This is a genomic window from Pseudomonas sp. CCC4.1, assembly GCF_035019225.1.
Lineage (GTDB): Bacteria > Pseudomonadota > Gammaproteobacteria > Pseudomonadales > Pseudomonadaceae > Aquipseudomonas > Aquipseudomonas bubulae.
On the sequence record NZ_JASJWL010000013.1, the window covers coordinates 22,174 to 44,728 of the forward strand.

Annotated in this window: 21 protein-coding genes; 9 read left to right on the plus strand and 12 right to left on the minus strand. The window is 56.4% G+C overall.

What is annotated here, in order from left to right; all coding sequences use genetic code 11:
- Window positions 1-89: 89 nt before the first annotated feature.
- Window positions 90-491 carry a DUF3301 domain-containing protein gene (locus QN377_RS07850; RefSeq protein ID WP_094999552.1) on the plus strand — a complete coding sequence of 134 codons (402 nt, stop codon included), beginning with the start codon at window positions 90-92 and terminating at the stop codon, window positions 489-491.
- 199 nt (window positions 492-690) lie between these two features.
- On the opposite strand, the gene QN377_RS07855 is transcribed toward QN377_RS07850, so the two are convergent.
- The 4 genes from QN377_RS07855 to QN377_RS07870 all read right to left on the minus strand — a co-directional run bounded on the left by QN377_RS07855 (window position 691) and on the right by QN377_RS07870 (window position 4,868).
- Window positions 691-1,665, minus strand: a complete 975-nt coding sequence (locus tag QN377_RS07855) for a CobW family GTP-binding protein (protein ID WP_322213900.1) — start codon at window positions 1,663-1,665, stop codon at window positions 691-693.
- Window positions 1,666-1,704: 39 nt separating this feature from the next.
- The gene (locus QN377_RS07860) at window positions 1,705-2,358 is read right to left on the minus strand and encodes a DUF1826 domain-containing protein (protein WP_322213899.1); all 654 of its coding nucleotides are present in this window, start codon (window positions 2,356-2,358) and stop codon (window positions 1,705-1,707) included.
- Window positions 2,355-3,563: a zinc metallochaperone GTPase ZigA gene (gene zigA / locus QN377_RS07865; RefSeq protein WP_153326315.1), complete on the minus strand. Its 1,209-nt coding sequence runs from the start codon at window positions 3,561-3,563 to the stop codon at window positions 2,355-2,357. Before zigA ends, QN377_RS07860 begins: the two co-directional genes overlap by 4 nt.
- A gap of 93 nt (window positions 3,564-3,656) precedes the next feature.
- Complete coding sequence (locus QN377_RS07870; RefSeq protein ID WP_271350698.1) at window positions 3,657-4,868, minus strand: N-acetylmuramoyl-L-alanine amidase; 1,212 nt, start codon at window positions 4,866-4,868, stop codon at window positions 3,657-3,659.
- Window positions 4,869-4,995: 127 nt separating this feature from the next.
- Between QN377_RS07870 and folE2 the strand changes: the two genes are divergently transcribed.
- The 5 genes from folE2 to QN377_RS07895 are packed head-to-tail and all read left to right on the plus strand — an operon-like array spanning window position 4,996 to window position 8,873.
- Window positions 4,996-5,889 (plus strand): GTP cyclohydrolase FolE2, encoded by an 894-nt coding sequence (folE2, locus tag QN377_RS07875; RefSeq protein ID WP_322213898.1) that lies wholly within the window; start codon window positions 4,996-4,998, stop codon window positions 5,887-5,889.
- Entirely contained in the window at window positions 5,889-6,548 is a 660-nt protein-coding gene (locus QN377_RS07880; protein ID WP_153379702.1) for a metal ABC transporter ATP-binding protein, read from the plus strand. The genes folE2 and QN377_RS07880 overlap by 1 nt, the downstream gene beginning before the upstream one ends.
- A complete protein-coding gene (locus QN377_RS07885) occupies window positions 6,548-7,414 on the plus strand; it encodes a metal ABC transporter permease (protein WP_095026785.1) in 867 nt (288 codons plus the stop codon). The genes QN377_RS07880 and QN377_RS07885 overlap by 1 nt, the downstream gene beginning before the upstream one ends.
- 11 nt (window positions 7,415-7,425) lie before the next feature.
- A complete protein-coding gene (locus tag QN377_RS07890; RefSeq protein WP_133144663.1) occupies window positions 7,426-8,316 on the plus strand; it encodes a metal ABC transporter substrate-binding protein in 891 nt (296 codons plus the stop codon).
- On the plus strand, window positions 8,313-8,873 hold the full coding sequence (locus tag QN377_RS07895; protein ID WP_095020592.1) for a DapH/DapD/GlmU-related protein: 561 nt from the start codon (window positions 8,313-8,315) through the stop codon (window positions 8,871-8,873). The genes QN377_RS07890 and QN377_RS07895 overlap by 4 nt, the downstream gene beginning before the upstream one ends.
- Here QN377_RS07895 and QN377_RS07900 read toward each other — a convergent pair whose 3' ends face one another.
- Complete coding sequence (locus QN377_RS07900; protein ID WP_153379700.1) at window positions 8,874-9,392, minus strand: DUF3617 family protein; 519 nt, start codon at window positions 9,390-9,392, stop codon at window positions 8,874-8,876. It lies immediately after the preceding gene.
- A gap of 134 nt (window positions 9,393-9,526) precedes the next feature.
- Between QN377_RS07900 and cls the strand changes: the two genes are divergently transcribed.
- Together cls and QN377_RS07910 are read left to right on the plus strand one after the other, a co-directional pair.
- On the plus strand, window positions 9,527-10,966 hold the full coding sequence (gene cls, locus QN377_RS07905) for a cardiolipin synthase (protein ID WP_094999562.1): 1,440 nt from the start codon (window positions 9,527-9,529) through the stop codon (window positions 10,964-10,966).
- 110 nt (window positions 10,967-11,076) lie between these two features.
- A complete protein-coding gene (locus tag QN377_RS07910) occupies window positions 11,077-11,562 on the plus strand; it encodes a hypothetical protein (RefSeq protein ID WP_095024799.1) in 486 nt (161 codons plus the stop codon).
- Here the strand turns inward: QN377_RS07910 and cfaB are convergent.
- The 7 genes from cfaB to QN377_RS07945 all read right to left on the minus strand — a co-directional run bounded on the left by cfaB (window position 11,553) and on the right by QN377_RS07945 (window position 21,282).
- Complete coding sequence (gene cfaB / locus QN377_RS07915) at window positions 11,553-12,737, minus strand: C17 cyclopropane fatty acid synthase CfaB (protein WP_088378578.1); 1,185 nt, start codon at window positions 12,735-12,737, stop codon at window positions 11,553-11,555. The genes QN377_RS07910 and cfaB overlap by 10 nt on opposite strands.
- A 119-nt stretch (window positions 12,738-12,856) precedes the next feature.
- Window positions 12,857-14,767, minus strand: coding sequence for a cation-translocating P-type ATPase (locus QN377_RS07920; protein ID WP_095023140.1), 1,911 nt, complete (start codon window positions 14,765-14,767; stop codon window positions 12,857-12,859).
- On the minus strand, window positions 14,764-15,822 hold the full coding sequence (gene hflK / locus QN377_RS07925; RefSeq protein WP_095031569.1) for a protease modulator HflK: 1,059 nt from the start codon (window positions 15,820-15,822) through the stop codon (window positions 14,764-14,766). The genes QN377_RS07920 and hflK overlap by 4 nt, the downstream gene beginning before the upstream one ends.
- A complete protein-coding gene (hflC, locus tag QN377_RS07930; protein ID WP_094999566.1) occupies window positions 15,819-16,832 on the minus strand; it encodes a protease modulator HflC in 1,014 nt (337 codons plus the stop codon). The genes hflK and hflC overlap by 4 nt, the downstream gene beginning before the upstream one ends.
- Window positions 16,833-16,843: 11 nt before the next feature.
- The gene (locus QN377_RS07935; protein ID WP_322213897.1) at window positions 16,844-18,778 is read right to left on the minus strand and encodes a protease modulator HflK; all 1,935 of its coding nucleotides are present in this window, start codon (window positions 18,776-18,778) and stop codon (window positions 16,844-16,846) included.
- Between the two features lie 150 nt (window positions 18,779-18,928).
- Window positions 18,929-20,263 (minus strand): serine hydrolase domain-containing protein, encoded by a 1,335-nt coding sequence (locus tag QN377_RS07940; protein WP_095031567.1) that lies wholly within the window; start codon window positions 20,261-20,263, stop codon window positions 18,929-18,931.
- Between the two features lie 104 nt (window positions 20,264-20,367).
- Window positions 20,368-21,282 (minus strand): LysR substrate-binding domain-containing protein, encoded by a 915-nt coding sequence (locus QN377_RS07945; protein WP_169916988.1) that lies wholly within the window; start codon window positions 21,280-21,282, stop codon window positions 20,368-20,370.
- Window positions 21,283-21,469: 187 nt separating this feature from the next.
- Between QN377_RS07945 and QN377_RS07950 the strand changes: the two genes are divergently transcribed.
- Window positions 21,470-22,432: a bifunctional GNAT family N-acetyltransferase/nucleoside diphosphate kinase regulator gene (locus QN377_RS07950; protein ID WP_094999570.1), complete on the plus strand. Its 963-nt coding sequence runs from the start codon at window positions 21,470-21,472 to the stop codon at window positions 22,430-22,432.
- Window positions 22,433-22,555: the final 123 nt, after the last annotated feature.

The window sequence follows — 22,555 nt, forward strand, 5'->3', positions numbered from 1 at the left end:
TTCAAGCCACGCAGTATGCGACCAAACGCGGCCTGTACGACAGGTTGAAGACGCAGTTAAGCTGAGCACAATCTGTTGGAGCACATGTAATGCTGACCCTGGGAAATATGTTCGTCCTCATGCTGCTGGCTGCAGGCGCTGCCTGGCTGTGGCACAACCACGGGCTGCGCGAGCGGGCGCTGGAGCGGGTCAAGCAACACTGCAAAAACCTCGATATCGAACTGCTCGATGAAAACGTGGCGCTTAAAAAAATCGGTCTGATCCCCGACGCCAACGGCCATAAACGCCTGGCCCGTGTGTATAACTTTGAATTCACGGTGACCGGTGATCAGCGTCATACCGGAACCATCACCCAGTTCGGCGCCCACAGCGTAAAAATCGAGCTGCCGCCCTACCCGTTCCAGACCGAAGCCGAGCCAAGTGTCATTCCCAGCGCTCAGGTGATCGAACTCAGCCAGTGGCGCCAGGAACACAGCAAGACCCGCCACTGAGCCCTGCCTTTCAGCGCCTGCATGCCGGGCGCCTGTGGATAACTTTCCGCGCAACCTCGCTAAAACCATTGAGATAGACACCTCCGTGAGGTTTTAACGGTGCAAATCTCCTGTGCACACTTCAAGTTGTAGGACAATTTTACCAGCACAGAACCCGCTAAAACCCTGGGTTTTGTGCCTCGCAACACGGGCCTGCTACCTAAAAAACCTCCTTGAGTAGACAACTTTCCAGCTCCGAGCAAAGCAAATCCAGATCCTGGGGCTGAGCAAAAATCAATTCGAGGCGTGAATCCTTGCGCCACTCACTCGATCTCCATTGCGCGATCGAGTTATCCACAGAATTGTTCGAAAACCAGCCCGCCGAACCATGAATAACCAGCTTTGCACGCTGCCAATCCAGGCTTTCGAGCCACTGTTGCAACAGATCCAGGTCAAATTGCCGAGAGGGGTGCCAGCGCCAACCTGCGCTCCATCCTTCGGGCTGATGCTGAGTCATCACCAACGGCGTACGCGGGTCGGAAAACACACTGCCAATATGATTAAAATCCTTATAAATCAATGAGTTATCCACAGCATGAGCGATATTCATATGGGCTACAGGCAGCGTATTTAAAGGGATGCGGCCATGCTCGACCCATAAAACAGGGCACTTTGGCAGGCTGCATGCAATCTGCTCACGTTGCTCATTTGGGACACTATTAGATTTATTCATGACCAGTAAACCGGCACTTTTCAGGGCCTCTTGCTGGGTTTTTGGCAAAGGTTTGCCCTGAGCCATCGCTTGCGCATCGAGCACCATGACGCACGGCTGGAGGACCAAAACCCCCAGCCAGGGCGCTTCACCGAGCTGCTTTAGAATCTGTGCGGGATGGCCTAAACCGGAAGGCTCGATAAACAGGCGATCGGGCATAGACTTGCGCAAAAGGCGACTCAAACCGATCTGAAAAGGCGCGCCATTGACGCAGCACACACAGCCACCCGCCACTTCGGTGATAGCAATGTCATCGCTTCCCTGGCTCATCAGGGCCGCATCCAGGCCGATCTGACCGAACTCATTGACCAGCACCGCCCAGCGTTCGTGTGGCGGTTTGTGCGCCATCAGGTGCTGAATCAGACTGGTTTTGCCGGCGCCAAGCGGCCCGGCAATCACGTGGGTAGGTATGTTTTGCAACATGAGGCCAGCTTCTGTACGGATTGAAGCAAGCAATATGCCTCAGGCCAGCCAATCGAGGGTCAAAATCAGCCTGCGCTCGCCCGGTGCCAGTGCCGGCGAACGATGGATCAACCCCGCTCCCTCGTTACCCTGCCACTTCTCCCCCTTGAGCAAGGCAACTTCACCGGCGTTTATTTGCTGAATCAACTCTGCACGGGCGGGTTCGGCCTGCACCTGCCCTAACTGACGACGCTCCATTACGTCTTCCTGCAGCCACTGGCTACCAATCCCTGCATAAGTGGTAATAAGACGTACAGGTACATGGTCCACATGAAACCGGGGGCACATGGCTTTATCCAGGGCCCTGAGACGCAGCCCAATGCGTTTTGCGCCCAACAGGCACGCGTAGGCACTCACCAGCCAGGAAACGTCTGCAATAAAGCCTGCATAGCCTTCCAGATCATTAAACCTGGCAGCCAGGCCTGTCAGGTTGGGCTGAGCCTTTTCGTTGGGCATATCTATCACGATGGCGTCAGCCAATGGCTCGTCCAGCGAAAGCAATAAAGCCCCGAAATCGACGATATGCACAGGTAACTGACGCTGCCAGATCGCCAGGTTGACGTCTTCATCCAGAATTCGGGTCATGATTTCAGGCGTCTGCCCACGAACCTGATCGATCAACGGCTGAGCGGTAAAGGCAAATGCATTCTTCATGCAGCCACCTCTTCATACCAGTCGCCAAAAGGATCGCTCAGCAATTTCCAGCTCGCTTCGCCCAGGGCCATTTCAGCATCGTTGAGCAAGCAGGCATCGAGTTCAGCCGTCAGCCGGGCGAAGTCGATGTGCTGACCGATAAACACCAATTCCTGGCGGCAATCTCCCGTATCCGGCAGCCATTTTTGCAATATTTCTGCCTTGGCTTGCGGCTCCTGCGGCCATTGGTCGCGGGGCACAAAGCGCCACCAGCGACCGGCAAACCCATAGCGCATCAGACCGCCAGCCTGAGACCAACTGCCCGCCTCCTGAAATTTACTGGCCAGCCAGAAAAAACCTTTGGAGCGCAGCAGTTTGCCATTAGTCCAGGGCCGCTCGATAAAATTGAAAAAACGTTCGGGATGAAAAGGCCGGCGCGCACGATAGGCACTGGAGGCGATGCCGTACTCTTCGGTTTCGGGCACATGCTCACCGCGTAACTCTTGCAACCAGCCCGGTGCCTGCGCCGCACGGTCAAAGTCAAACCGGCCGGTATCGAGAATTTTATGCAGCGCAATTTCACCCATGACCATAGGCATTATTTCGGCCTGAGCGTTGAGGCGTTGCAGAATGGCCATTAATTCTTGCCGTTCGTCGGAACTTATTAAATCAATTTTGCTGATTAAAATGACGTCCGCGAACTCAACTTGTTCGATCAATAAATCAGTAATTGACCGTTCGTCTGATTCTCCAAGGGTTTCACCCCGTGAATCCAGGCTCTCTGCGGCTTGATAATCCTGAAGAAAATTCAGCCCGTCGACCACTGTAACCATCGTATCCAGGCGGGCAATATCGGCCAGGCTTTGTCCTGATTCATCACGAAACGTAAAAGTTTCTGCCACAGGCAGCGGTTCTGAAATACCGGTCGACTCGATCAATAAATAATCAAATCGACCCTCCCTGGCCAGTGCGCTGACCTCTTCAAGCAAGTCTTCACGCAGGGTGCAACAGATGCAGCCGTTGCTCATTTCGACCAGTTTTTCTTCAGCCCGGTTCAAGGTCACATCGCGCTGTACTTCACCGCCATCAATATTTATTTCGCTCATATCGTTAACGATCACGGCCACGCGCAAGTTGTCGCGGTTGCGCAAAATATAATTGAGCAGCGTGCTTTTACCTGCACCTAAAAAGCCTGAGAGAACAGTTACAGGAAGACGATTCGACATCTGGATATTTCCTCATCAGGGCTGCAGGTCAAAACGCCCGCTTGGCAGTCAATCCGATACCGGACCAACAAATGATACATTATAACAATACATTTAAGACAACCCTGAAGTGACGAACGTACTGTTTTTCTGTTCGTTAACCCACGCCATATGGCTGCTGGCGGGCGGATTTTTCTGAAAATAAGCGATTAATCCGTTAAATAAACCCTCGGCTACCGCCTGTTGATGACGCGCGGTGATCAAGCGCTCGCTGTCGCGGGGGTTGGACATAAAGCCCGTCTCTACCAGAATCGACGGAATATCCGGCGACTTGAGCACGGCAAAACCGGCCTGTTCCACGCGTTTTTGATGCAGTGAGGTGATGCCCGAAAGGCTGCCCAGAATGGTGTTGCCCAACTGCAAACTGGCCGCGATGGTGGCATTCATGGACATATCGAGGATCACGCCTGCGAGCATCGGGTCTTTGTCTTTAAGGTTCAAAAGGCGGGTGGCACCGAGCAAATCCACACCATTTTCACGCTGTGCCATATACCGCGCTGTGGCCGATGTGGCACCACCCTCCGAGAGCGCGTACACCGATGCTCCAGACGCCGTAAGGCGCGGCGCGGCGTCTGCATGCACCGAAATAAAAAGGTCTGCATTGTGCTTGTGAGCGACTTCTACCCGCTTGCGCAGGGGGACAAAGAAATCATCATTGCGCACCAGCCGTGCATCAAAGCCTTTTTCACGCTTGAGGCGCTTGGCCAGCAGCTGGGCGATGGACAAAACAACATCCTTTTCACGATGGCCTTTGGCGCTCGTCGCACCCGGATCCTTACCCCCGTGCCCGGGGTCAATCACCACAATAATGTCGCGTTTGGGGTGTGCGTTGCTTGGCGTTGCCGCTGCCACACCCAGTTTGGCGACCGCACTTTTGGCCAGGTCTAGCACCAGCCTGTGACCTTGCCCGCCCTGGGGTGGCAGCAGAAAACTGCTGAGCTGAACCGGCTCATCCAGGTCCAGCACGATGCGCGTATCACCCTGGCCGTAATGCCCGGAGCGAATCGAACGCAGGCCCGTATTGGCCAGTACCAACTCACTGAAATCCCCCTTCAGGCTGGCACCACTCACATCAATAATCAGCCGATCGGGAGCCGTTAATGAGAAGGTTTTGTACTGCACCGGCCCACTCAGATCCAGAACCAGACGCAGGGTATTCCCGGTGCGCCATAGCCTGGCGTGCTGAATTTGGGCAGCTGAAATTCCCAGCGGCAATGTGAATACGGAACTGGCAAGCAGCCAGTTGAGCAGTTGACGTCTGTGCATGGCCTGTACCGCAGATAAGGGAGCATCCGTACTCAAGATTGCTGTGTGTATGCCCCAGCAAAAAAGCATCGTCGACTTAATAGTTATAATATAACATGTCAAAACACTCTGCGACGGATCTCACTTTATGAATGCGCTGACTTTGCCAGATATCGCCGCGCAGTCATCCCAGCAAGCAATAGCGCTTGAATGGGTCGGTATGTGCGGCATTGCTTCCCCGGTATTAATCAACGGCCAACGCCTCAGCGCGAAAATAGATGCCGGCGTCAATCTCGTAGACGCCACTGCACGGGGCATTCACATGTCTCGCCTGTATCTGGCGTTGGATCAGCTGGAAACGGAAAACCTTACGCCTGCCCTGCTCAGGCATCTATTGCAGTGCTTTCTCGACAGCCACGAAGGTTTATCGAACAAAGCCTATGTGCGAATTCACAGCGATGTACTGCTCAAACGCCCGGCCTTAGTCAGCCCATTGGCAGGCTGGAAAAGCTATCCAACAAGCATTGAAGCGAGTTTGAAAAACGGAATGTTCCACGTGGAACTAAAAATTCTCGTGAGTTACTCCTCCACATGCCCCTGCTCAGCGGCGCTCGCACGGCAATTAATACAGCGACAATTCATCGATGATTTCGCCAACACATCACTGCAACACGCAGATGTTCTTGCTTGGCTCGGTAGTTCAAAAGGTATCGTGGCCACACCACACAGCCAGCGAAGCGCTGCACATCTAACGATTCGTTTGGGACATCAGTTCCCACAACTGCCTCTGGAAACAATCATCAATAACGCCGAAGGCGTATTAGGGACTGCCGTTCAAACAGCGGTAAAACGCGCCGACGAACAAGCCTTCGCACTGGCCAACGGTCAAAACTTGATGTTCTGCGAAGACGCGGCCCGAAGGCTCAACACGGTGTTGCAGAAAACTTCTGGCGTGGAGGCGTTCAAACTTAAAGTTGTTCACGCAGAAAGTTTGCACAGCCATGACGCCGTGGCCGAAAGCTTTTGGAATTGGGAGGCGTGATGATCGCTTGTCAGCATCTGACTTGGGGCGTTCCGGGTCAGCCCCTCACTCCAGCGCTAAATATGAACCTGGTCAAAGGCAGCCTCACAGCCGTAATAGGCGCCAATGGTTGCGGCAAAAGCAGTTTGCTCAAAGTGATTGCGGGGCTGCAAAAGCCGCTCTCGGGAAAAGTTGTGCTGGATGTTCCACGCCAAGGCAACGTGGCCTTTATGCCACAACAACAATTTATGGATCGGCAATTCCCTATCAGTTTGCAAGAGTTGGTGGCTGCGGGATTTTGGGGCAAGAAGCAAACGGCCCAACAACGAAGCGACCGGTTGAACGCTGTCTTGGCAGACTGGCATTTAGACGGCCTGGAACACCGACCGCTTATGGCCCTGTCGGGCGGCGAATTGCAACGCTCGCTTCTGGCCCGCTTATGCCTTGCCGATGCCTCGGTGTTGCTACTGGATGAACCCCATGCAGCTCTCGATGAACTGGGGCAAGAACTGCTCTGGCAACATATCCAGAGATGGCAAACCGAAGGCCGAACGTTGCTGGTTGTGTGCCATGACCTTAACGCCGTTCGCAAACATATCCCCCAAACATTATTGATTAAAAGCAGCGGCAACTTACTGGCGCCGACCGAGCAACTGATCAACCCGCCGCAGGTCGCCTGATGGTTATCGCCAGCCAGTTATGGCAACCGTTCCAGGAATTTGTCTTTATGCGCCGAGCCTTATTTGGCGGTCTGGTACTGGCATGTAGCACGGCCCCCCTGGGCGTTTTTTTGATCTTGCGGCGCATGAGTTTGATTGGTGATGCAGTCGCACACGGCATTCTCCCCGGAGCTGCGCTGGGTTTTTGGTTTGCCGGGCTGAGCCTGCCTGCTTTGACATTGGGGGGGTTGGGGGCGGGTTTGAGCATGGCCGGAGTGTCAGCCTGGATCACTCGGCGCACCGGCTTGCGTGAAGATGCCAGCCTCGCGGCGATTTACCCGATCTCATTGGCCAGCGGCATATTGATCCTTGGCATCGCCGGTAAACGTCTTGATCTGCTCCATCTGTTGTTTGGTTCAGCCTTGGCCGTCGACAGCCAGACGCTCACAGGCATGCTCTGGGTAACCGGCTTCAGCATGCTGCTGATGGCAGCCATCTACCGCCCATTGTTGCTCGACACCCTGGATCCTCTATTCCTTCGCAGTGTCAGTCGGCTGGGGCCATTGGCTCACGGGCTATTCCTGACATTGGTGGTGTTGAATCTGGTGATCGGCTTTCAGGCTATCGGCGCACTGATGGTGGTTGGCCTGATGATGTTGCCGGCTATTGCCTCGCGCTTCTGGAGCCGTCGACTGCCTGTGCTGATCCTGATCTCGGCTGCGATTGGCTGCGTTTCGGTTTGGCTGGGCCTTTTGCTGTCGTTTTATTACTCACTGCCCAGCGGCCCGGCCATCGTGCTGATAGCGGGTTGCAGCTATGCGTTGTCTGTCATTTTTGGTCCGGTACACGGTTTGCTGCGCCGACCGCCTTTGCTGTCATCCCGATGAGGTGCAACACGATGCGTGCTCTAACCATGATATTCAGTATGTGCGTGGCGATGGGCTTGTCCCTTGGCGTCGCGGCTCAGACACCGAAAATACCTGTCGTTGCCAGCTTCAGCATTCTCGGCGACATGACCCGGGCAATCGGCGGCGAACATGTGCAAGTCAGCGCGCTGGTCGGCCCTGATGAGGATGCACATACCTATGAGCCCACCCCGGACGATGCCAAGGCACTGCTCAATGCCAAGATCATTATCAAAAATGGCCTGGGGTTCGAGCCCTGGCTTGATCGCCTGGTGAGCAGTACCGAAACCCCGGGGGCTATCGTGACTGCCAGCAAAGGAGTGGCTGCTCACACGATGGAGGAAGACGGCGAAACCATCCCCGACCCTCACGCCTGGCACAACCTGACAAACGCAAAACTGTATGTGAACAACATCACTCAAGCGCTGATCAAGGCCGACCCGGCCGATGAGGCGTACTACAACCGCAACCTTGCGGCTTATCTGAAAAAGCTGGATCGACTGCAAGCCGAGGCCATAACTGAGCTGGGCAACCTGCCCGCCGGCAATCGCCGTATCGTGACCTCCCATGATGCCTTCGGCTATCTGGGCCAGGCCTATGGCATCGACTTTATGGCACCTCAGGGCTTGTCCACTGAGCGCGAACCTTCGGCTGCTGAAGTCGCTTCGCTGATTCGTCAGATACGGGCCGACAAGGTGAGGGCCGTATTTATGGAGAACATTAAAGACTCGCGTCTGTTGCAGCAGATTGCCGATGAAAGTGGCGCACAAATTGGTGGCACGCTGTACTCCGATGCCCTGGCCAGTGAAGGTCCGGCCAGCACTTTTCTTGGCCTTTTCGAATACAACCTCACCACCCTGCACAACGCATTGAGCACACCATGATCCGAAAAAATCCATCAGGCGACTTGCCACAAATCGCCGAGTCCGCCTATGTCGACAGAACGGCCATCATTTGCGGCAAAGTAGTGATCGGCGAAAACGTATTTGTCGGACCGTACGCCGTGATCCGCGCCGATGAAGTCGACAAGGACGGCGGCATGCAACCGATCAGCATCGGCGCTAATTCAAATATTCAGGACGGCGTGGTCATTCACTCAAAGTCCGGCGCGGCGGTCATCATTGGTGAAAACACTTCGATAGCACATCGTTCCATCGTTCACGGGCCATGCCGTGTTGGCGATAGGGTATTTATCGGTTTCAACAGTGTGCTGTTCAATTGCGAGTTGGGTGATGGCTGTGTGGTGCGGCATAACTCGGTCGTGGATGGCCGCGACCTGCCGGATAACTTCTATGTGCCTTCCACGACCCGAATCGGACCAAACACGGACCTGAGCCAATTTGCGCCAGTGAGTGTTAGCGCATCGGAGTTTTCAGAAGATGTAGCGCGCACCAATGTGGATTTGGTGCGCGGCTATAAAGCGCTGCAAAACGAGTTCTGATCAAGTACGCGGTTTGACGGTTCCACAGTTTTGTCCCAACCAGACAGCACGGGTATCCATGCTGCCCTTCTGCTGTATCCCGGTCGCATTGAAGGTGCCATTTACTTGGGTGGTGAACTCCCGATCACTGGCAAACGTTGCCACACCTGCGCCCTGGGCTTTTGGACAACTAAAGCGAAACTTCCACTGATTTCCACTACGCTCAGTGATCTGCTGGGTACACCCAGACTTGGGGTCAGTCAGCGGAATGTTGTCTGACTTCACTTGCTCGGGCGTCAGGCACACCCGCACACCTTTGCCCGCCATGGTCAGCCCCTGGCTTTCCAGTTGGGCTTTTTGTTCCGGGGTCAGCATATTCTGTAATTGGCCTAACATTACCTGCAGTTCAGGCAGCTGTTGGCCATCTACCTGCATATTGCTGGAGCTGAGTTCCCAAAGCCCCGGTTGCAGCATCTGGGCCTGAGCCACAGGAATCGACAAACCACAGGCCATGAACAGCCCAAGCAGACGAACATTCATCAAGCAACTCCTACGCGATTGTCAGCGTTAGACGTCAAAAAAGGGCAAGTGTTGCGCCCGCAAACAAATAGGACATTCATAACAGATCATGGTCTGTTAGTACTGGCATTAGACATTTTGGAGTAAGGATACGCATGGATTATCTAGGCCCGCACGTACTTGGTTATCTGATTTTATTAATCCACAGCTTAGGCCTGATTGCCGCCGTGCATGCAGTGCTGACGGTCAGGACTGCGCAGGGCTCGATTGCCTGGGCTATGTCGCTGTTCTTTATTCCTTACTTCACGCTGATCCCGTATCTGATCTTTGGCCGTAGTACTTTTGACGATTACATTCGAGCCCGACGCGATGCCAACCAGGAAATGCGTGAAGCCATCACCCATCTGAGCTGGCGCCCATGGGTCGAAGAAGCACTGGCCGCACGCAGCTCAAAAGCCTACGCCTCGCTGCGCGCAATGCCCAGACTGGGTCGCATGCCATGCCTGGCCAACAACAGCGTGCGCCTGTTGATCAATGGCACGGCGACATTTGACGCCATTTTCGATGCCATTCGCTCAGCCAGAGAAGTGGTGCTGGTGCAGTTTTTTATCATCCACGACGATGACCTGGGCATGAAACTGCATGCACTGCTGCTCGAAAAAGCCGCGCAAGGGGTCGCGGTGCATCTGCTGTATGACAGTATCGGCAGCCATGCCTTGCCAAAAGTTTATGCCGAGACCCTGCGCGCAGGTGGCGTACAAACTTATGCGTTTGCCACCCGTGGCGGCTGGATCAGTCGTTTCCAGGTCAACTTCCGTAACCATCGCAAAGTGGTGGTCGTGGATGGCGTGCGCGGTTTTGTCGGCGGCCATAACGTTGGCGATGAGTATCTGGGTGCCAAGCCCCCGCTGTCGCCGTGGCGCGATACCCATGTGGAAGTCACCGGCCCTGTTGTGGCCTGCCTGCAGGAGTCGTTTGCCGAGGACTGGTTCTGGGCCGCACGCAAACTGCCGCCCCTGATCCTGCCACAAAGCTACCCGGACGGTGGCGTGCTCTGCCAGTTCCTGGCCAGCGGCCCGGCAGATCCATACGAAACCTGTTCGCTGTTTTTCGTTGAAGCTATCCATGCCGCCAATCAACGGGTGTGGATTACCAGCCCTTACTTTGTACCTGACGAAGCGGTGTTTTCCGCGCTCAGGCTCGCCGTGCTGCGCGGCGTGGATGTACGCATCCTGATACCTTCACGCCCGGACCACAAAATCGTGTACGCCGCATCCAGCCTGTATGCCTTCGAGGCAGTACGCGCAGGCGTACGGATCTTCCGTTACCAGCCCGGTTTTGTGCATCAAAAAGTAGTACTGGTCGATGACGAGATCAGCGCCATTGGCAGCGCCAATATGGACAACCGCTCGTTCCGTCTCAACTTTGAAGTCATGCTGCTGACCGTCGACCAAGACTTCGCCAGGCAAGTCGAGCATATGCTGCTTGATGACTTCGCACTGGCCCGTGAAATCACTGATGCCGATATCAAAGCCACACACCGTTTGCAGCAACTGGGCATGCGAATAGCCAGACTGGTTTCACCGGTTTTATAGCTGTGTAGGACGGATCTGAATTACTCAGGGCAGGCAAAAGCGTCAAGCAGGATTCCATAAACTGAATGGCCCGGAATAACCCGGGCCGTTCAGTTTAAGGAATAAAAATAATGAGATTCTCGTTAATGGGTGTGCTCTTCACTATCAGCACGCTTGCTTCAGCTCAGACCAAAGACACCCCTCACACCCCGCCGCTTATCAACGTAGAAGTGGGCCAGCCAACGTTTATCCACCGGCTGCACTACAAGAAGATGTATAGCGAAAAGCCCTTTGAAGAAGCAGTGCTGTACTACTACGACAATGGCCTCTACAAAATCATCTCCCCGGGAGAGAACCATTACGGCGTGTATGTAGTGGAGGGAGATTTTACTGACGACCAATACCGCATCAGTTATATCTCCCTCCCCTCACCGGACTGGGGCGGCAATGTTGCCCGCCACGACCTTGTTTTCAACAAAAGCTCACTGACGTTTGAGCAAAAAGCCCTGGCCAAGGTTGATCAAAATATCGGGCTCCAGAATGGGCGCTTCGTCCTGGACAGAAACCTGATACAAGACCCGCAACCCATCACCTGGGAAACCCACGCTCAGCGGTAAATATCCGCCCTGGTCGGTGGTAACTCCAACGAGCCATCGGCATGGGGTTTGGTCGCCAGAATCTGGTCGATGTTGATCCAGCCATGGGCAAAGGCGTAGGCACAACCGGCCAGATACAAACGCCAGATCCGCAGGGCCTGCTCCGGTACCTGCTTGGCGGCAGCATCCAGTTTTTGCTCCAGGCGCTGGCTCCAATGCTCCAGCGTACGCGCGTAGTGCAGGCGCAAACTTTCAACATCGACCACTTCCAACCCGGCCTCGCTGATTTCGGCAGTCATCATCGACAGATGCGGCAACTCGCCATTGGGGAACACATAACGATCGATAAAATCCCCTGCACCCCGACCAACCTGGCGGCCATCGGTGTGCTTGGAAGTGATCCCGTGGTTCATCACCAACCCGCCTTCGCGCACCGCTCTGGAGAGAATTTCGCAGTATTCGCGCAGGTTGGCGTGCCCGACGTGTTCAAACATCCCGACGCTGACGATTTTGTCGAACCGGCCATCCTGCGGCAGATCGCGATAATCGAGCAGTTGCAGATCAACCTTGTCTTGCAGACCTTCAGCGTTGACGCGCTCACGGGCAAGTTTGAGTTGTTCCTTGCTGAGGGTAATCCCGAATACCTTGACCCCATATTCGCGTGCGGCAAACCGCGCCAGCCCGCCCCAACCGCAGCCTACATCCAGCAAGTATTCGCCGGGCTTGAGTCGCAGCTTGCGGCATAACAGACGAAACTTGGCTTGCTGGGCTTCGTCCAGACTCTCTTCCCCGGTTTCAAAATAACCACAGGAATACGCCATGTCGCGATCAAGCCACAGCTGGTAGAAGTCATTGGACAGGTCGTAGTGATAAGAGATGGACTCGGCGTCAGTCGCCTTGTCGTGATAAACCCGGGGTGGCGGGGCGTAGTCATCATCATCTACCAGCGCCTGGCTCAACTCATCGCATACCCGAATCGCTTCGCTGATAGAGCCTTCCAGTTCAAGCCGACCCTCAACGAAGGCACTGCCCAGCAAGTCGAGGCTGGGGTGGGTAAATTGAGCCACCAGGGTCGGGTCCTTGACCACGATCGTGACGCTGGGCGTCGGGCCGAAATTGAACTCGTGCCCGTCCCACAGCCTCAGGCGTAATGGAAGTTGAAGTTTCTGTAAGGCCGGTGGAAGTTGCGCGAGCATCTGTAATCCTCCTTCATTTCAGATATCAAAACTATAGGTTAGACGAATAACGAAAACTGTCAGCTTCGCGGACAGGAGGTCGACGCTAGAGCGGGCGCGACCGTTTATCCGAATCACTTTCAAGCCAACTTCAACGGCTGCAGGGGTTCATGAAACCGCAGCAAACGCCCGGCATTGCCCAGCACCAGCAATGTGCTGAGGTTATGCAACACCGCGGCGATCATTGCGCCGGCGGCCCCCAGCCAGCCAAACGCCGCCGCCGCGACAATCGCCAGGGTCCAGCCCAGGCCGATGATCACATTGACCTGCAAAGTATGCCGGCACTCACGGCTCAGGCGCACGCAGGTGCCCAGCCGACGCAAATCGCTGCCGATCAACACGATATCCGATGACGCCAGCGCGATATCCGCGCCACCGGCGCCCATGGCAACCCCCACCACACCGGCCTTGAGCGCCAGCGAATCGTTGATACCATCGCCCACCACCATAGGCCGAAAGCCGTTGCCGATTTCACTCAGCACACGTTCGAGCTTGTCTTCGGGCAGTGCCTGCGCCTGAACTTCGTTGATGCCCACAGTGTGCGCCAAATGCTCGGCCACGCTCTGGCGGTCGCCGGTCAGCAGCACCTGGCGCCCAAGCCCCAGTTCACGTAATTCACTTAACGCCTGTCGGGCTTCGGGTTTTACGCTATCTGCCAGCAACATCCAGCCCAGGAAATTGCCATTGAGGGAAAGCCCGGCAATGGGGCCATCGTGGTCAGGCACGGCACTGGTGGTGATGTTCAATTGACTGAACAATTCAGGACGGCCCAACGCTGCTTCACCCTGCCCGGTGCTGGCCACAATGCCCAACCCTTGTCGCTCGCGCACATCATTGAGGGGGAGCATCTGCTCGTGGCTCACCAACCCGGCCAGCGCCCGGCTCACCGGGTGGCTGCTGGCGGCGCCCAAACTGGCGGCCAGTTGCAGCAGCGGTTGCTCGTGCAGGACATCGGTTTCGATCGCTTGCAGGCGCAAAGTGCCGTAGGTCAGGGTACCGGTTTTATCCACAACCAATGAGCTGAGGTCTGCCAGCTCTTCCAGAAACGCCGAACTACGGATCAAGATCCCGTGGCGCGCCGCCACGGCAATCCCGGCAATCGCCGTCGCCGGTGCCGACAACACCAGCGCACAAGGGCACGCAGCCACGAGCACTGCCAGCATGGCCTGGGCATCGTTGGTGATAAACCAGGTCACTGCTGCAATCATCAACACCAACACCATATAACTGCCAGCATAGCGTTCAAGCAAACGGGTGATCGGCGGCTTGGCGCGCTCGGCGCTTTGCATCAGGGCGATGACTTTACCTAATGTCGATTCTTCACCGGTGCGGGTAACCTGTACCCGCAGTAAACCATCGAGGTTGATGGCCCCACCAAAGACCGGCATGCCGCTACCGACTTCCAGCGGCACTGACTCACCGGTAATAGAGGCCGTATCCAGGCTGGCCTGCCCTGCCAGTACCAGACCATCGGCGGGCACCCGATCTCCAGCGCGCACCTCTACCTGATCGCCGCTTTTAAGGGTGGCGTTGTCGACTTCCAGCAAACTGCCGTCAGCCTGAAATAAACGCGCCTGGCTGCGGGTCAGTTTGCCCAGGGCATGGATCGCTTCCTGGGAGCCAATCACACTGCGCTCTTCCAGCACATGGCCAAAAATCATGATGATCGGCAGCAAAGCCGCCGTCAGCAAATCGCCGGTGGCCCAGGCGCCGAGCATGGCCAAGGCAATTAACTGGTCGGTGATCCCGTGCAGGCTCGGGTAGCGCAGGCTGTACCAGGCCGAACGCATGACCGGCACGGCCACCAATATTGAAGCAAAACCCAGCAGCAACTGACTGACGCCGATTTGCGCGGGCATCAGCCAGCGCCATACCAGCCCTAAACCCAACAAGCCCAGCGCCAGCATGGCCAGTGTCAGTTGGCGTGCTGCGCGACGTTGTTCGGGACCCGTCAACAGGCTCACGGCGGGTTGAGTGGCAGACGCATTCATTGTTCGGCTCCCTGAATAATCAGGCGGGAATCATCGTTGGGATCGACGCTGGTGACAGAACCGGCCTGCCCCAGAATCTTGGGCATGCGTTCGCGGTACAGGCGCAACATCAAGCCAGAGTCATTGCCGGCCTGCTGTACCTTGGCCAGGTTGATGATGGTAGACGTATCTGCCTGAGCCTTGGCCAGACGCTCGCTGGCCTGGGCCTGGGCCTGCTCGACACTGCGATCAGCCTGCTGGGTGGCCGATTGGGTGACTTTGGCCGCTTCATTGCGCGCTGCAGCCACCGCTTGCTCCGCATGCTGGCTGGCCGTCAGTACCGCATTGAAGGCATTCACCGCAGGGCCCGGCAAACTCGATTGCACATCCACCCGTACCACTTGCAAACCAATACCCTGCCCGGTGGCACTCAGGGATGCGAGTTGTTGGTTGATGCCTTGCACCAGATCACCGCGCAGGCGCTCACGGCGTTCAGCTGCCTGGCTGTCGCTGCCGATCAGTTCCGGGCGCGCCACCAGAATCGTGTCCAGATCGCGGGCGGCGCTCAGCGCAACGGCGCTACGTGTCACCAACCGGTCCAGCGCAGGCAGTACATGCTCACCTTGCAGCACAAACGCATAGGGCTCGGTGACGTTGTAAAACACCCGTACATCCAGTTGCACCACGCCAGCATCACCGGTCAGCAAATACCCGGAACCGGCCAGCGCATCGCTGACCGGCGTGGCGAATGAAGCTTTTCGATCGGCCTGCAACGCCACATCCGAGCGCAGCAGATTTTCAATCCGGCGTTCACTCACGCGGTCTGCTGCGGGGACGATCACCACTTGCTCGAAAGGCTTTGGCCACGCCCACAACAAGCCGGCATTCTGGATACGGTCCAACGCGCCCATGCGCAATACCACGGCACGATTTTGCGGATCGATCTGACGCACATTGGAAAACCCCCAGGCAACCGCCGCGAATACAGTCACCGCGTACAGGCCCAAAAATGCCAGTCGCCCCGCCTGTTGCCATGGGCTGCTGACACCTTTGATTTCATCAGGTGCCTGGCTCATGGCTGCGATCCAGCCTTGGCATCCAGCTTCGGCGGGCCATCGACCAGTACCCGGAAGGGTGCGGCATCGGTGCGCAAAATAATTTTTGTGCCGGGATTAACCATTGTTCCCAGCGTATCGAGCGCGCGCAGTTCGTTGTACAGCGCGGGCGAACTGGCATAGGCACGACCATAAATCTGCGCGGCTTCTACCCGCGACTGCGCTTCGATATCCGCGGCCTTGATGCTCGCATCGGCCTGCAGGATGCGCGCATCGCGTTCGGCAGCGGAGCGGATTTGCGCCGCTTCGCGCTTGCCTGCGGCGGTGCGCTCCGTGGCGATGGTTTCGCGCTCGGCACGCATGCGGTCAACCGTCGCCGTGAGCGTGACCGATGGCAAAGTCAGGCGCTCCACGCCCACTTGCAGCACACGCACACCATAGGTGTTGAGCAATTGCTGTTCGATCTGCTGACGCAATTGCGCTTCAAAGTCGGCAATTTTGACCTGGCTGGCATCGGTGTTCACCAGGCTTGAAAGATCAAAACTGGCAGCCGTCGTTTCCAGTGCCGACCCCACAAATGTACGGATCTGCCGCGCTGCTTCGTCAGGCTGATTTTGTACGGCGCGCATAAAGCGCTGCACATTCTCGGCATCGGGCTGCACCTGCCAGGCCACATAGGCCTGCACAATAATCCGCAGACCATCGCGAGTGCCCACGTCCTGCAGGCCGCTGGAGGTGGTGCGCAAACGCAGATCCACCGGCACGCTGACTTCAAATGGCGCCGGCCAGCGCCAGCCCAGACCGGGCTCCAGCAGCACCCGGGCCGGGTTGCCAAAGCGGGTAATTACCGTGGCTTCGCCGGAACGTACTTGCACCAGGCTCGCCGCGGCGATGGCAAACAGCACCAGCAATGCCGCCCAGCCCATGCGTCGCCACGGGAAGGGGCTTGGCTCAAGGGTATCGTCATGATGGTGATGGCCGTGGTGGGAACAGCCATGATGATGGCTGCTGTGATCGTGGGATTGAGACAAGAGAAGACTCCTTACTGAGCAGCTTTACGCGGCGCGACAGGATCGGCCGGCAGCGTGAAAGAACGCAGGTCGAGGGTCGGCGCACTGCTGCCCCCAAGGCGATGGTCGAGGATCAGCAATCGGGCATTGTTCAGCCCCTGGCTTAACTGGCTCAGGTACTGTTCCAAAAGGAACGCATGACCGGCACTGGCGTAGGCTTTTTGCTCGGCGCCAAAGCGCAGATCAGCTGTCAGTGCGGTGGCATTTATTTCACGCGCCAGCGCATGGGCTTGATCCAGGGCGACGCTGGCCTGCAATTGCGCCACATTGGCTTGTTCACTGGCCGCGCCCCGTTCGCGGGCAATCAGGGCCTGCGCGCTGATCTGTGCTGCCTGCACACCGTGATAGGCATTGGCGGCCCCGGCAGGTGGGTGGATGGCTTCAACCACGGTGGCAAGAATTTCCACCCCGCTGTCCAGGCCATCCAGATCAGCCTGCACGGCGTGGCCTATATCATCGGCCAGCGCACTGCGCTGCTCACCGAGCACACCATCAAGCGTCCGAGAGGCAAAGTCGTGTACCAGAATGCGGCTGGCGGTAGTGCGAATCAGCGTCGGTACATCAGCACTGTGATAAGTGGCGGCAATGGCGGCGTGGTCGCTCAGGCCAATGCGATAGACAAAACGCACGTCCATATTGACGATCTGAAAGCCCTGTTTGTCGCCACTGTCGCTGGCAATCACCTGGGACTTGTCATTCACATGGGTGGCATCCCACAGGCGATTGGCGGTAAGCGGTGGTAAACCATCGGCAGGCGTGAGTAGCGGATCGACAGTCGATTCTGTGCTAGTGGCCAACTCATGTACCACACCGTTTTCCACCGCCAGGACTCGCCCAAAAGGCCATGGCAGGCCCACGTGCAAACCCGGGCCCAACACTTCAACCGGCTCACCAAAGCGCTCATAAATCCCTCGACCTTGCAGCGGGATTTCACTCACACCGCTCAGCACCCAGCCGACAGCAGCAACCACCGCCAGCACCGGGAAAAACGCTTTGCGCATAAAGGTAAAAGCCCAGATTTGGCGCAGGTCGATGCCGAACCGGTTATGCAATTCGCTCTGCAGCGTCAGCAATGGCTGAGGCGGCCAACGCAACATACCAGCGACAAAGCTTTGCCCGATCATGCGCGGTTCTAGTTTGTCGCGGCGCGGGATGAACAGTGCAGTCAGCGCCCTCAGAATCAGCTCAATAGCCACGGCAGCAGGTAGCAACCCGGTCAGCACCGCGAGGCGGGCAGGCCACACCGCATCGTCGCTGCTGAAAATCAGGCACACGGCGCTCAGGAGCAAAGTGAGGATGGGCACGCGAACCAACGGTGCCAGCAAACGCGCCTCCGGCCATTGGCCAGGGTGTTGCTGCGCCAGGAAACGTTCGAACACTAACAGTGCAAACGCGCACAGCACCGCAATGCCAGCCGCGACACTGCCCCAGGTTCCCAGAGCCAAACCGGGTAAAGCCAGGTTCCAGGTGTACTGGACGCTCCACCAGGCGACACCGCTCACGCCTGCCAGCCACAAAACGGGCGCGCCGATGGTGGCCAGCACCTGTTTTGCCCCGGCATCAATCCGCTGGTTAAAACGTTCAATGCCACGCAACTGTTCGTCGGGAGCGACCTCAGCCACCTGTGGTGCGGGGTTGAGTGCGTCATTGCGCCAATCCGCCACCCAGTAAGCCGATTGAACGCCTGCGGCCAGCACCAGCATGGCTGCTGCGTTATTGCCCAGCAGCACCGGCCACAGCGATTCCGATGAAAACAGACCTATAAAAAATGCCAGCACCCACGCCAGCAACGCCAGGACTGCCAGCACTACCCCCAGTAGATAGAGCTGACGAGCCTGTGCGCTGGCGCTTTGGAAACGAGGCAAAGACTCGAGCCGGCCCTCCTCTGCCTCTAAATCGACACGCATGGAAACACTCACTTATGAAATATCTAGTTACGATATCGCAGAAATGATGAAACTTTTGTCGAGCTTACGGATTCTTCATCTTGGTTTAAAAACGGCGAAACGCCGCTATGGGAGCCGGTCAAGCACGACTCCCAGCGTTTTTTGGCGCTATCAGTCCGGGTGAGTCATCAACTGTTTGGCCAGGGCTTCAAATGCAGGAATAGTCACCGGATCGTTAGCCGAGTTGCTGGCAACCGGGTTGGAGGCATAACGCACAATAACCATTTCGGCTTTCGGGTCAATGTAGGTGCGCTGACCGTAAACACCGCGCGCCATAAAAGCACCATCCGCGTTGTGCGTCACCCACCACATGTCGCGATAGCTGGCGCCCTTGAGCAAGTCATAACCGGCTTTGGCAAAGGCCGCTTTATCGCCGCCACCACGAATGTCATCGACAACCGCCTTGGGTACGATTTGCTTGCCGAGATACTGACCATTGTTACGGATCATTTCTCCAAAGCGGGCCATGTCCCGTAGCCCTGTATTCAAACCACCCCCCGCAAACGGGGTACCGATTGAATCCACGGTGAAATAGGCCGATTGTTCAGCGCCAATGCGCTGCCAGATTTTTTCCGAGAGCAATTGCGCAACGTTACGCCCTGTCACTCGTGCAATGACCCAGCCCAGCACATCGGTGTTCACGGTTTTATAAGCGAAGGCCTCGCCGTGCTCCCCCTCCGGCTCGACCGTCTGCAAATATTCCATATAACTTTGCGGGCCGGTGTAGTCCTTGGGTTTGGGGAGCGGATTGCCCGCCTGGGCATGCTTCCAGACTTCCGCATTGGGGTCGGCATAATCTTCGCTGTATTTAAGCCCCGTGGTCATGTCCAGCACCTGGCGCAGGGTGGCGTTGCCAAAGGCCGACTTGGCCAGCTCGGGTACATACTCAGCAATTTTTTTATTGGCATCCAACGTGCCATCAGCCACCAGCATCGCGCCCATCGTGCCCACCACGGACTTGGTCATCGACATGGCGCCGTGCTGGCCTTCGGGGGTCAACACACCAAAGTAACGCTCATAAACAATTTTGCCGCGGTGCAGCACCACAATGCCGTCGGTGTAGTTCGCCGCCAGCGACTGTTCCCAGGTCATCGGCTCCTTGCTGCCCAGTGGCACGAAGGTCAAGGCGTCGATATCCGTGCGCAAGGCTTTGGCCAGCGGCACGGGCGCACCCAGGCCACGGGAGACATTGGTGGTAGGCATCAATTGACGGAAGTTGGAAACACTCCAGCGCATGGCGGGAAACTGGAAATAACTGCCGTCGGCAAAGCGCACGATGCGATCCGGCGGGGGCGGTGCACCGACCATCCAGCCCAGCTTCGCCGGGTCGCTGGCAGCGGCGTCCGGGTAACTGGTTTTATCGCTGGCACAGGCGATGGAAGCCGCCAGGCAAGTCACTAGAAAAACCGCACCGGTGCGGGCGGGTTTGATAAATTGCTTGATCATCGAAAATTCCTTTTCAGTTCATGGCCGTGCCCTACCCTGCGGGATAAGCAGTGGGAATGTATAGCGCACACCAGCACCCGCAGGCGATTTTGCGCACCTGAAATTTATTTTTTTATTTTTTCGATCAACCCTTCCAGCTCATGAAAGTCGCTGTGGATGGTTCGTTCACGGCTCCAGATCATGTCCAGAGTGAAAGTCGGAAAACCGGGCGGCGGTTGGAGAACTTTAATGTTTGGCGGCACATTCAACGTCGCCACTATTTTTTTCGGGATCACGATCAGTGCCGGCACCGCCAATAAAACATTGACCCCGGCGTGATAGGAGTTGGCCCGGGTAAAAATATTTCTACGCCGCGACTGTTTTTCCAGCCAGCCATCCACCATGTTTTTTTCCGACAGCCACGGCGTTGGAAATATGTGCGGCGTGTCACAAAATTCATCAATATCCAAAAAAGATTTAGCCTGATGTTTTGCCACGCTGGACAGGCACACAAAAGAATCTTCAGTAAGGCTGCGATAGCCCAGCAACGGATGCCGTTGGTGATAGCCCGGGCCGAAGCCAAAGCAAACGTCGGTGTCAGAAGCCAATAACTCACTGATGGGCAAATCCTGGCCCAGGCGGCTCACACTCAACGCCCAGTTGCGCCCGGTTGAACGCACCTGCTGCAACACTGCAGGCAACATGAGAATTTCAAAATATTCCGGGGCAGTGATATTCCACTGACGCAGCGCGGTGCCCTGCCCTGCTCCTTCCTTGGCGCACTGATTGATGCACTGCAGGATGTTTTGCAGATAGGGCTTGATCGCCAGCACCCGTGCCGTGGGTTGCATGGCGCCGTCGGTGTTCTCGAAGAGTTTGTCGTCGAAACAGTGGCGGAGTTTTTTCAGGCTGTAACTGATGCTTGATTGGCTGAGATTCAACATTTCTGCCACACGCTTGGCGCTGCGATTTTCGATCAACAGCAAGACGATCGAAATATCCTGCATATCCAATTGTTTCAGCGCATTGGTGTAAAGCATGCCAGCTCCTTGCTGAAGTTATCCACAACCCAGAAGCCACAAGACATCAACGTACATTTGCTGGCGCTGCTTGCGGCGAGGCTCTGGGTCGGATCAAAGGGTAAAACGAAGATATCCCCGAACTCTCCCGACCATTCGGCATTACTTGCGTTATGTCTTAAAATAGCCGGTTGCCGAAAGAACCGTCATGGCCGTAGCCATGAAGGGCTTTCATCCCTTGAAAATAAGTGTGGTGAAGATGAACAAGCCTTTCATTTCGCTGTGCCCGGAAGTTACTCGGGCGCATGCGTTGACGTTGATGGATTGGTTGGAAGATGAGCGCGTCACCTGTTATCTGAGCGATTCACGTCATGTCTCCCGCTCCATCGAGCAAGCCATTGATAGAACCCAATTGCCAATCCTGACCCATCTGTTCAACCAGGGTGGCCGATTCTTCATGGCTTATGACCGGCATGACGCCCCGGTAGGCTTTGTCCGTCTGATCAAGACCGGCTCAAATTGCGAGATAGTCCTGGTCATTGGAGACAGCGACAAATGGGGCCGAAACCTTGGCGCCCGCACGATCCGCGAAGGCATGAAACTGGCCTTCCTCGACATGCGGGCCAAGAAGCTCATCGCCAAGATCCACCCGGACAACACGCGCTCGGTAAAAGCCTTTCTGCGCAGCGGCTTTGTGCTTGAAAGCGAAACGCCCACATTGAAGTCATTTTCCATGGCAGCGGGGCGCTATCTCCAGCTCTTGCGCGAAGGTACCGTTGGCGACTCCACCAGGATCTACATCACTGAAATCGACAAGGCCAGGCTCGAGAGTCTAATCGCTCTGGAGCAAGGTCCGACGGTTGTTGAGCTCGAACATGAGCTTGAACGAGCCATTGTCGTCAAGCCGCAGCAGGTGGCGGGCAATGTCGTCACGATGAACTCCAGGGCTTTAGTGCAACTGGACGACGAAGAGATCGAAGTGGCCTTGGTCTACCCGGAAGACGCGGACAGTAACGCCGGGAAGCACTCTGTGTATTCCGACATTGGTGCTGCCATCCTGGGCTATCAGGAGGGGGACGCCATAGACTGGCGAATTTCTGATCGGACCCGCCGAATTGAGATCAGGAAAGTGCTTTACCAGCCAGAGGCTGCGGGCCATTTCCACCTGTAATTGATTCTTTCCCTCAGTGTTGGTCAAGCAACCTGGAAGAAGGGGATCTGTCGAAGAAGGGAGCCAGTAAGTGGCTCCCTTCATTCGCGACAGTTTTAACTCTCTAAACCACTGAGTAGAGTC

What these genes read in the sequence shown, in the direction of transcription:
- cls (WP_094999562.1), top strand. Translation starts at nt 9,527, where the DNA reads ATGGATTATCTAGGCCCGCACGTACTTGGTTATCTGATTTTATTAATC.
- QN377_RS07935 (WP_322213897.1), bottom strand. Translation starts at nt 18,778, where the DNA reads ATGCGTGTCGATTTAGAGGCAGAGGAGGGCCGGCTCGAGTCTTTGCCT.
- QN377_RS07885 (WP_095026785.1), top strand. Translation starts at nt 6,548, where the DNA reads ATGGTTATCGCCAGCCAGTTATGGCAACCGTTCCAGGAATTTGTCTTT.
- QN377_RS07860 (WP_322213899.1), bottom strand. Translation starts at nt 2,358, where the DNA reads ATGAAGAATGCATTTGCCTTTACCGCTCAGCCGTTGATCGATCAGGTT.
- cfaB (WP_088378578.1), bottom strand. Translation starts at nt 12,737, where the DNA reads ATGCTCGCGCAACTTCCACCGGCCTTACAGAAACTTCAACTTCCATTA.
- zigA (WP_153326315.1), bottom strand. Translation starts at nt 3,563, where the DNA reads ATGTCGAATCGTCTTCCTGTAACTGTTCTCTCAGGCTTTTTAGGTGCA.
- QN377_RS07880 (WP_153379702.1), top strand. Translation starts at nt 5,889, where the DNA reads ATGATCGCTTGTCAGCATCTGACTTGGGGCGTTCCGGGTCAGCCCCTC.
- hflK (WP_095031569.1), bottom strand. Translation starts at nt 15,822, where the DNA reads ATGAGCCAGGCACCTGATGAAATCAAAGGTGTCAGCAGCCCATGGCAA.
- folE2 (WP_322213898.1), top strand. Translation starts at nt 4,996, where the DNA reads ATGAATGCGCTGACTTTGCCAGATATCGCCGCGCAGTCATCCCAGCAA.
- QN377_RS07950 (WP_094999570.1), top strand. Translation starts at nt 21,470, where the DNA reads ATGGCCGTAGCCATGAAGGGCTTTCATCCCTTGAAAATAAGTGTGGTG.
- QN377_RS07890 (WP_133144663.1), top strand. Translation starts at nt 7,426, where the DNA reads ATGCGTGCTCTAACCATGATATTCAGTATGTGCGTGGCGATGGGCTTG.
- QN377_RS07855 (WP_322213900.1), bottom strand. Translation starts at nt 1,665, where the DNA reads ATGTTGCAAAACATACCTACCCACGTGATTGCCGGGCCGCTTGGCGCC.
- QN377_RS07940 (WP_095031567.1), bottom strand. Translation starts at nt 20,263, where the DNA reads ATGATCAAGCAATTTATCAAACCCGCCCGCACCGGTGCGGTTTTTCTA.
- QN377_RS07910 (WP_095024799.1), top strand. Translation starts at nt 11,077, where the DNA reads ATGAGATTCTCGTTAATGGGTGTGCTCTTCACTATCAGCACGCTTGCT.
- QN377_RS07850 (WP_094999552.1), top strand. Translation starts at nt 90, where the DNA reads ATGCTGACCCTGGGAAATATGTTCGTCCTCATGCTGCTGGCTGCAGGC.
- QN377_RS07945 (WP_169916988.1), bottom strand. Translation starts at nt 21,282, where the DNA reads ATGCTTTACACCAATGCGCTGAAACAATTGGATATGCAGGATATTTCG.
- QN377_RS07920 (WP_095023140.1), bottom strand. Translation starts at nt 14,767, where the DNA reads ATGAATGCGTCTGCCACTCAACCCGCCGTGAGCCTGTTGACGGGTCCC.
- QN377_RS07895 (WP_095020592.1), top strand. Translation starts at nt 8,313, where the DNA reads ATGATCCGAAAAAATCCATCAGGCGACTTGCCACAAATCGCCGAGTCC.
- QN377_RS07900 (WP_153379700.1), bottom strand. Translation starts at nt 9,392, where the DNA reads ATGAATGTTCGTCTGCTTGGGCTGTTCATGGCCTGTGGTTTGTCGATT.
- QN377_RS07870 (WP_271350698.1), bottom strand. Translation starts at nt 4,868, where the DNA reads ATGCACAGACGTCAACTGCTCAACTGGCTGCTTGCCAGTTCCGTATTC.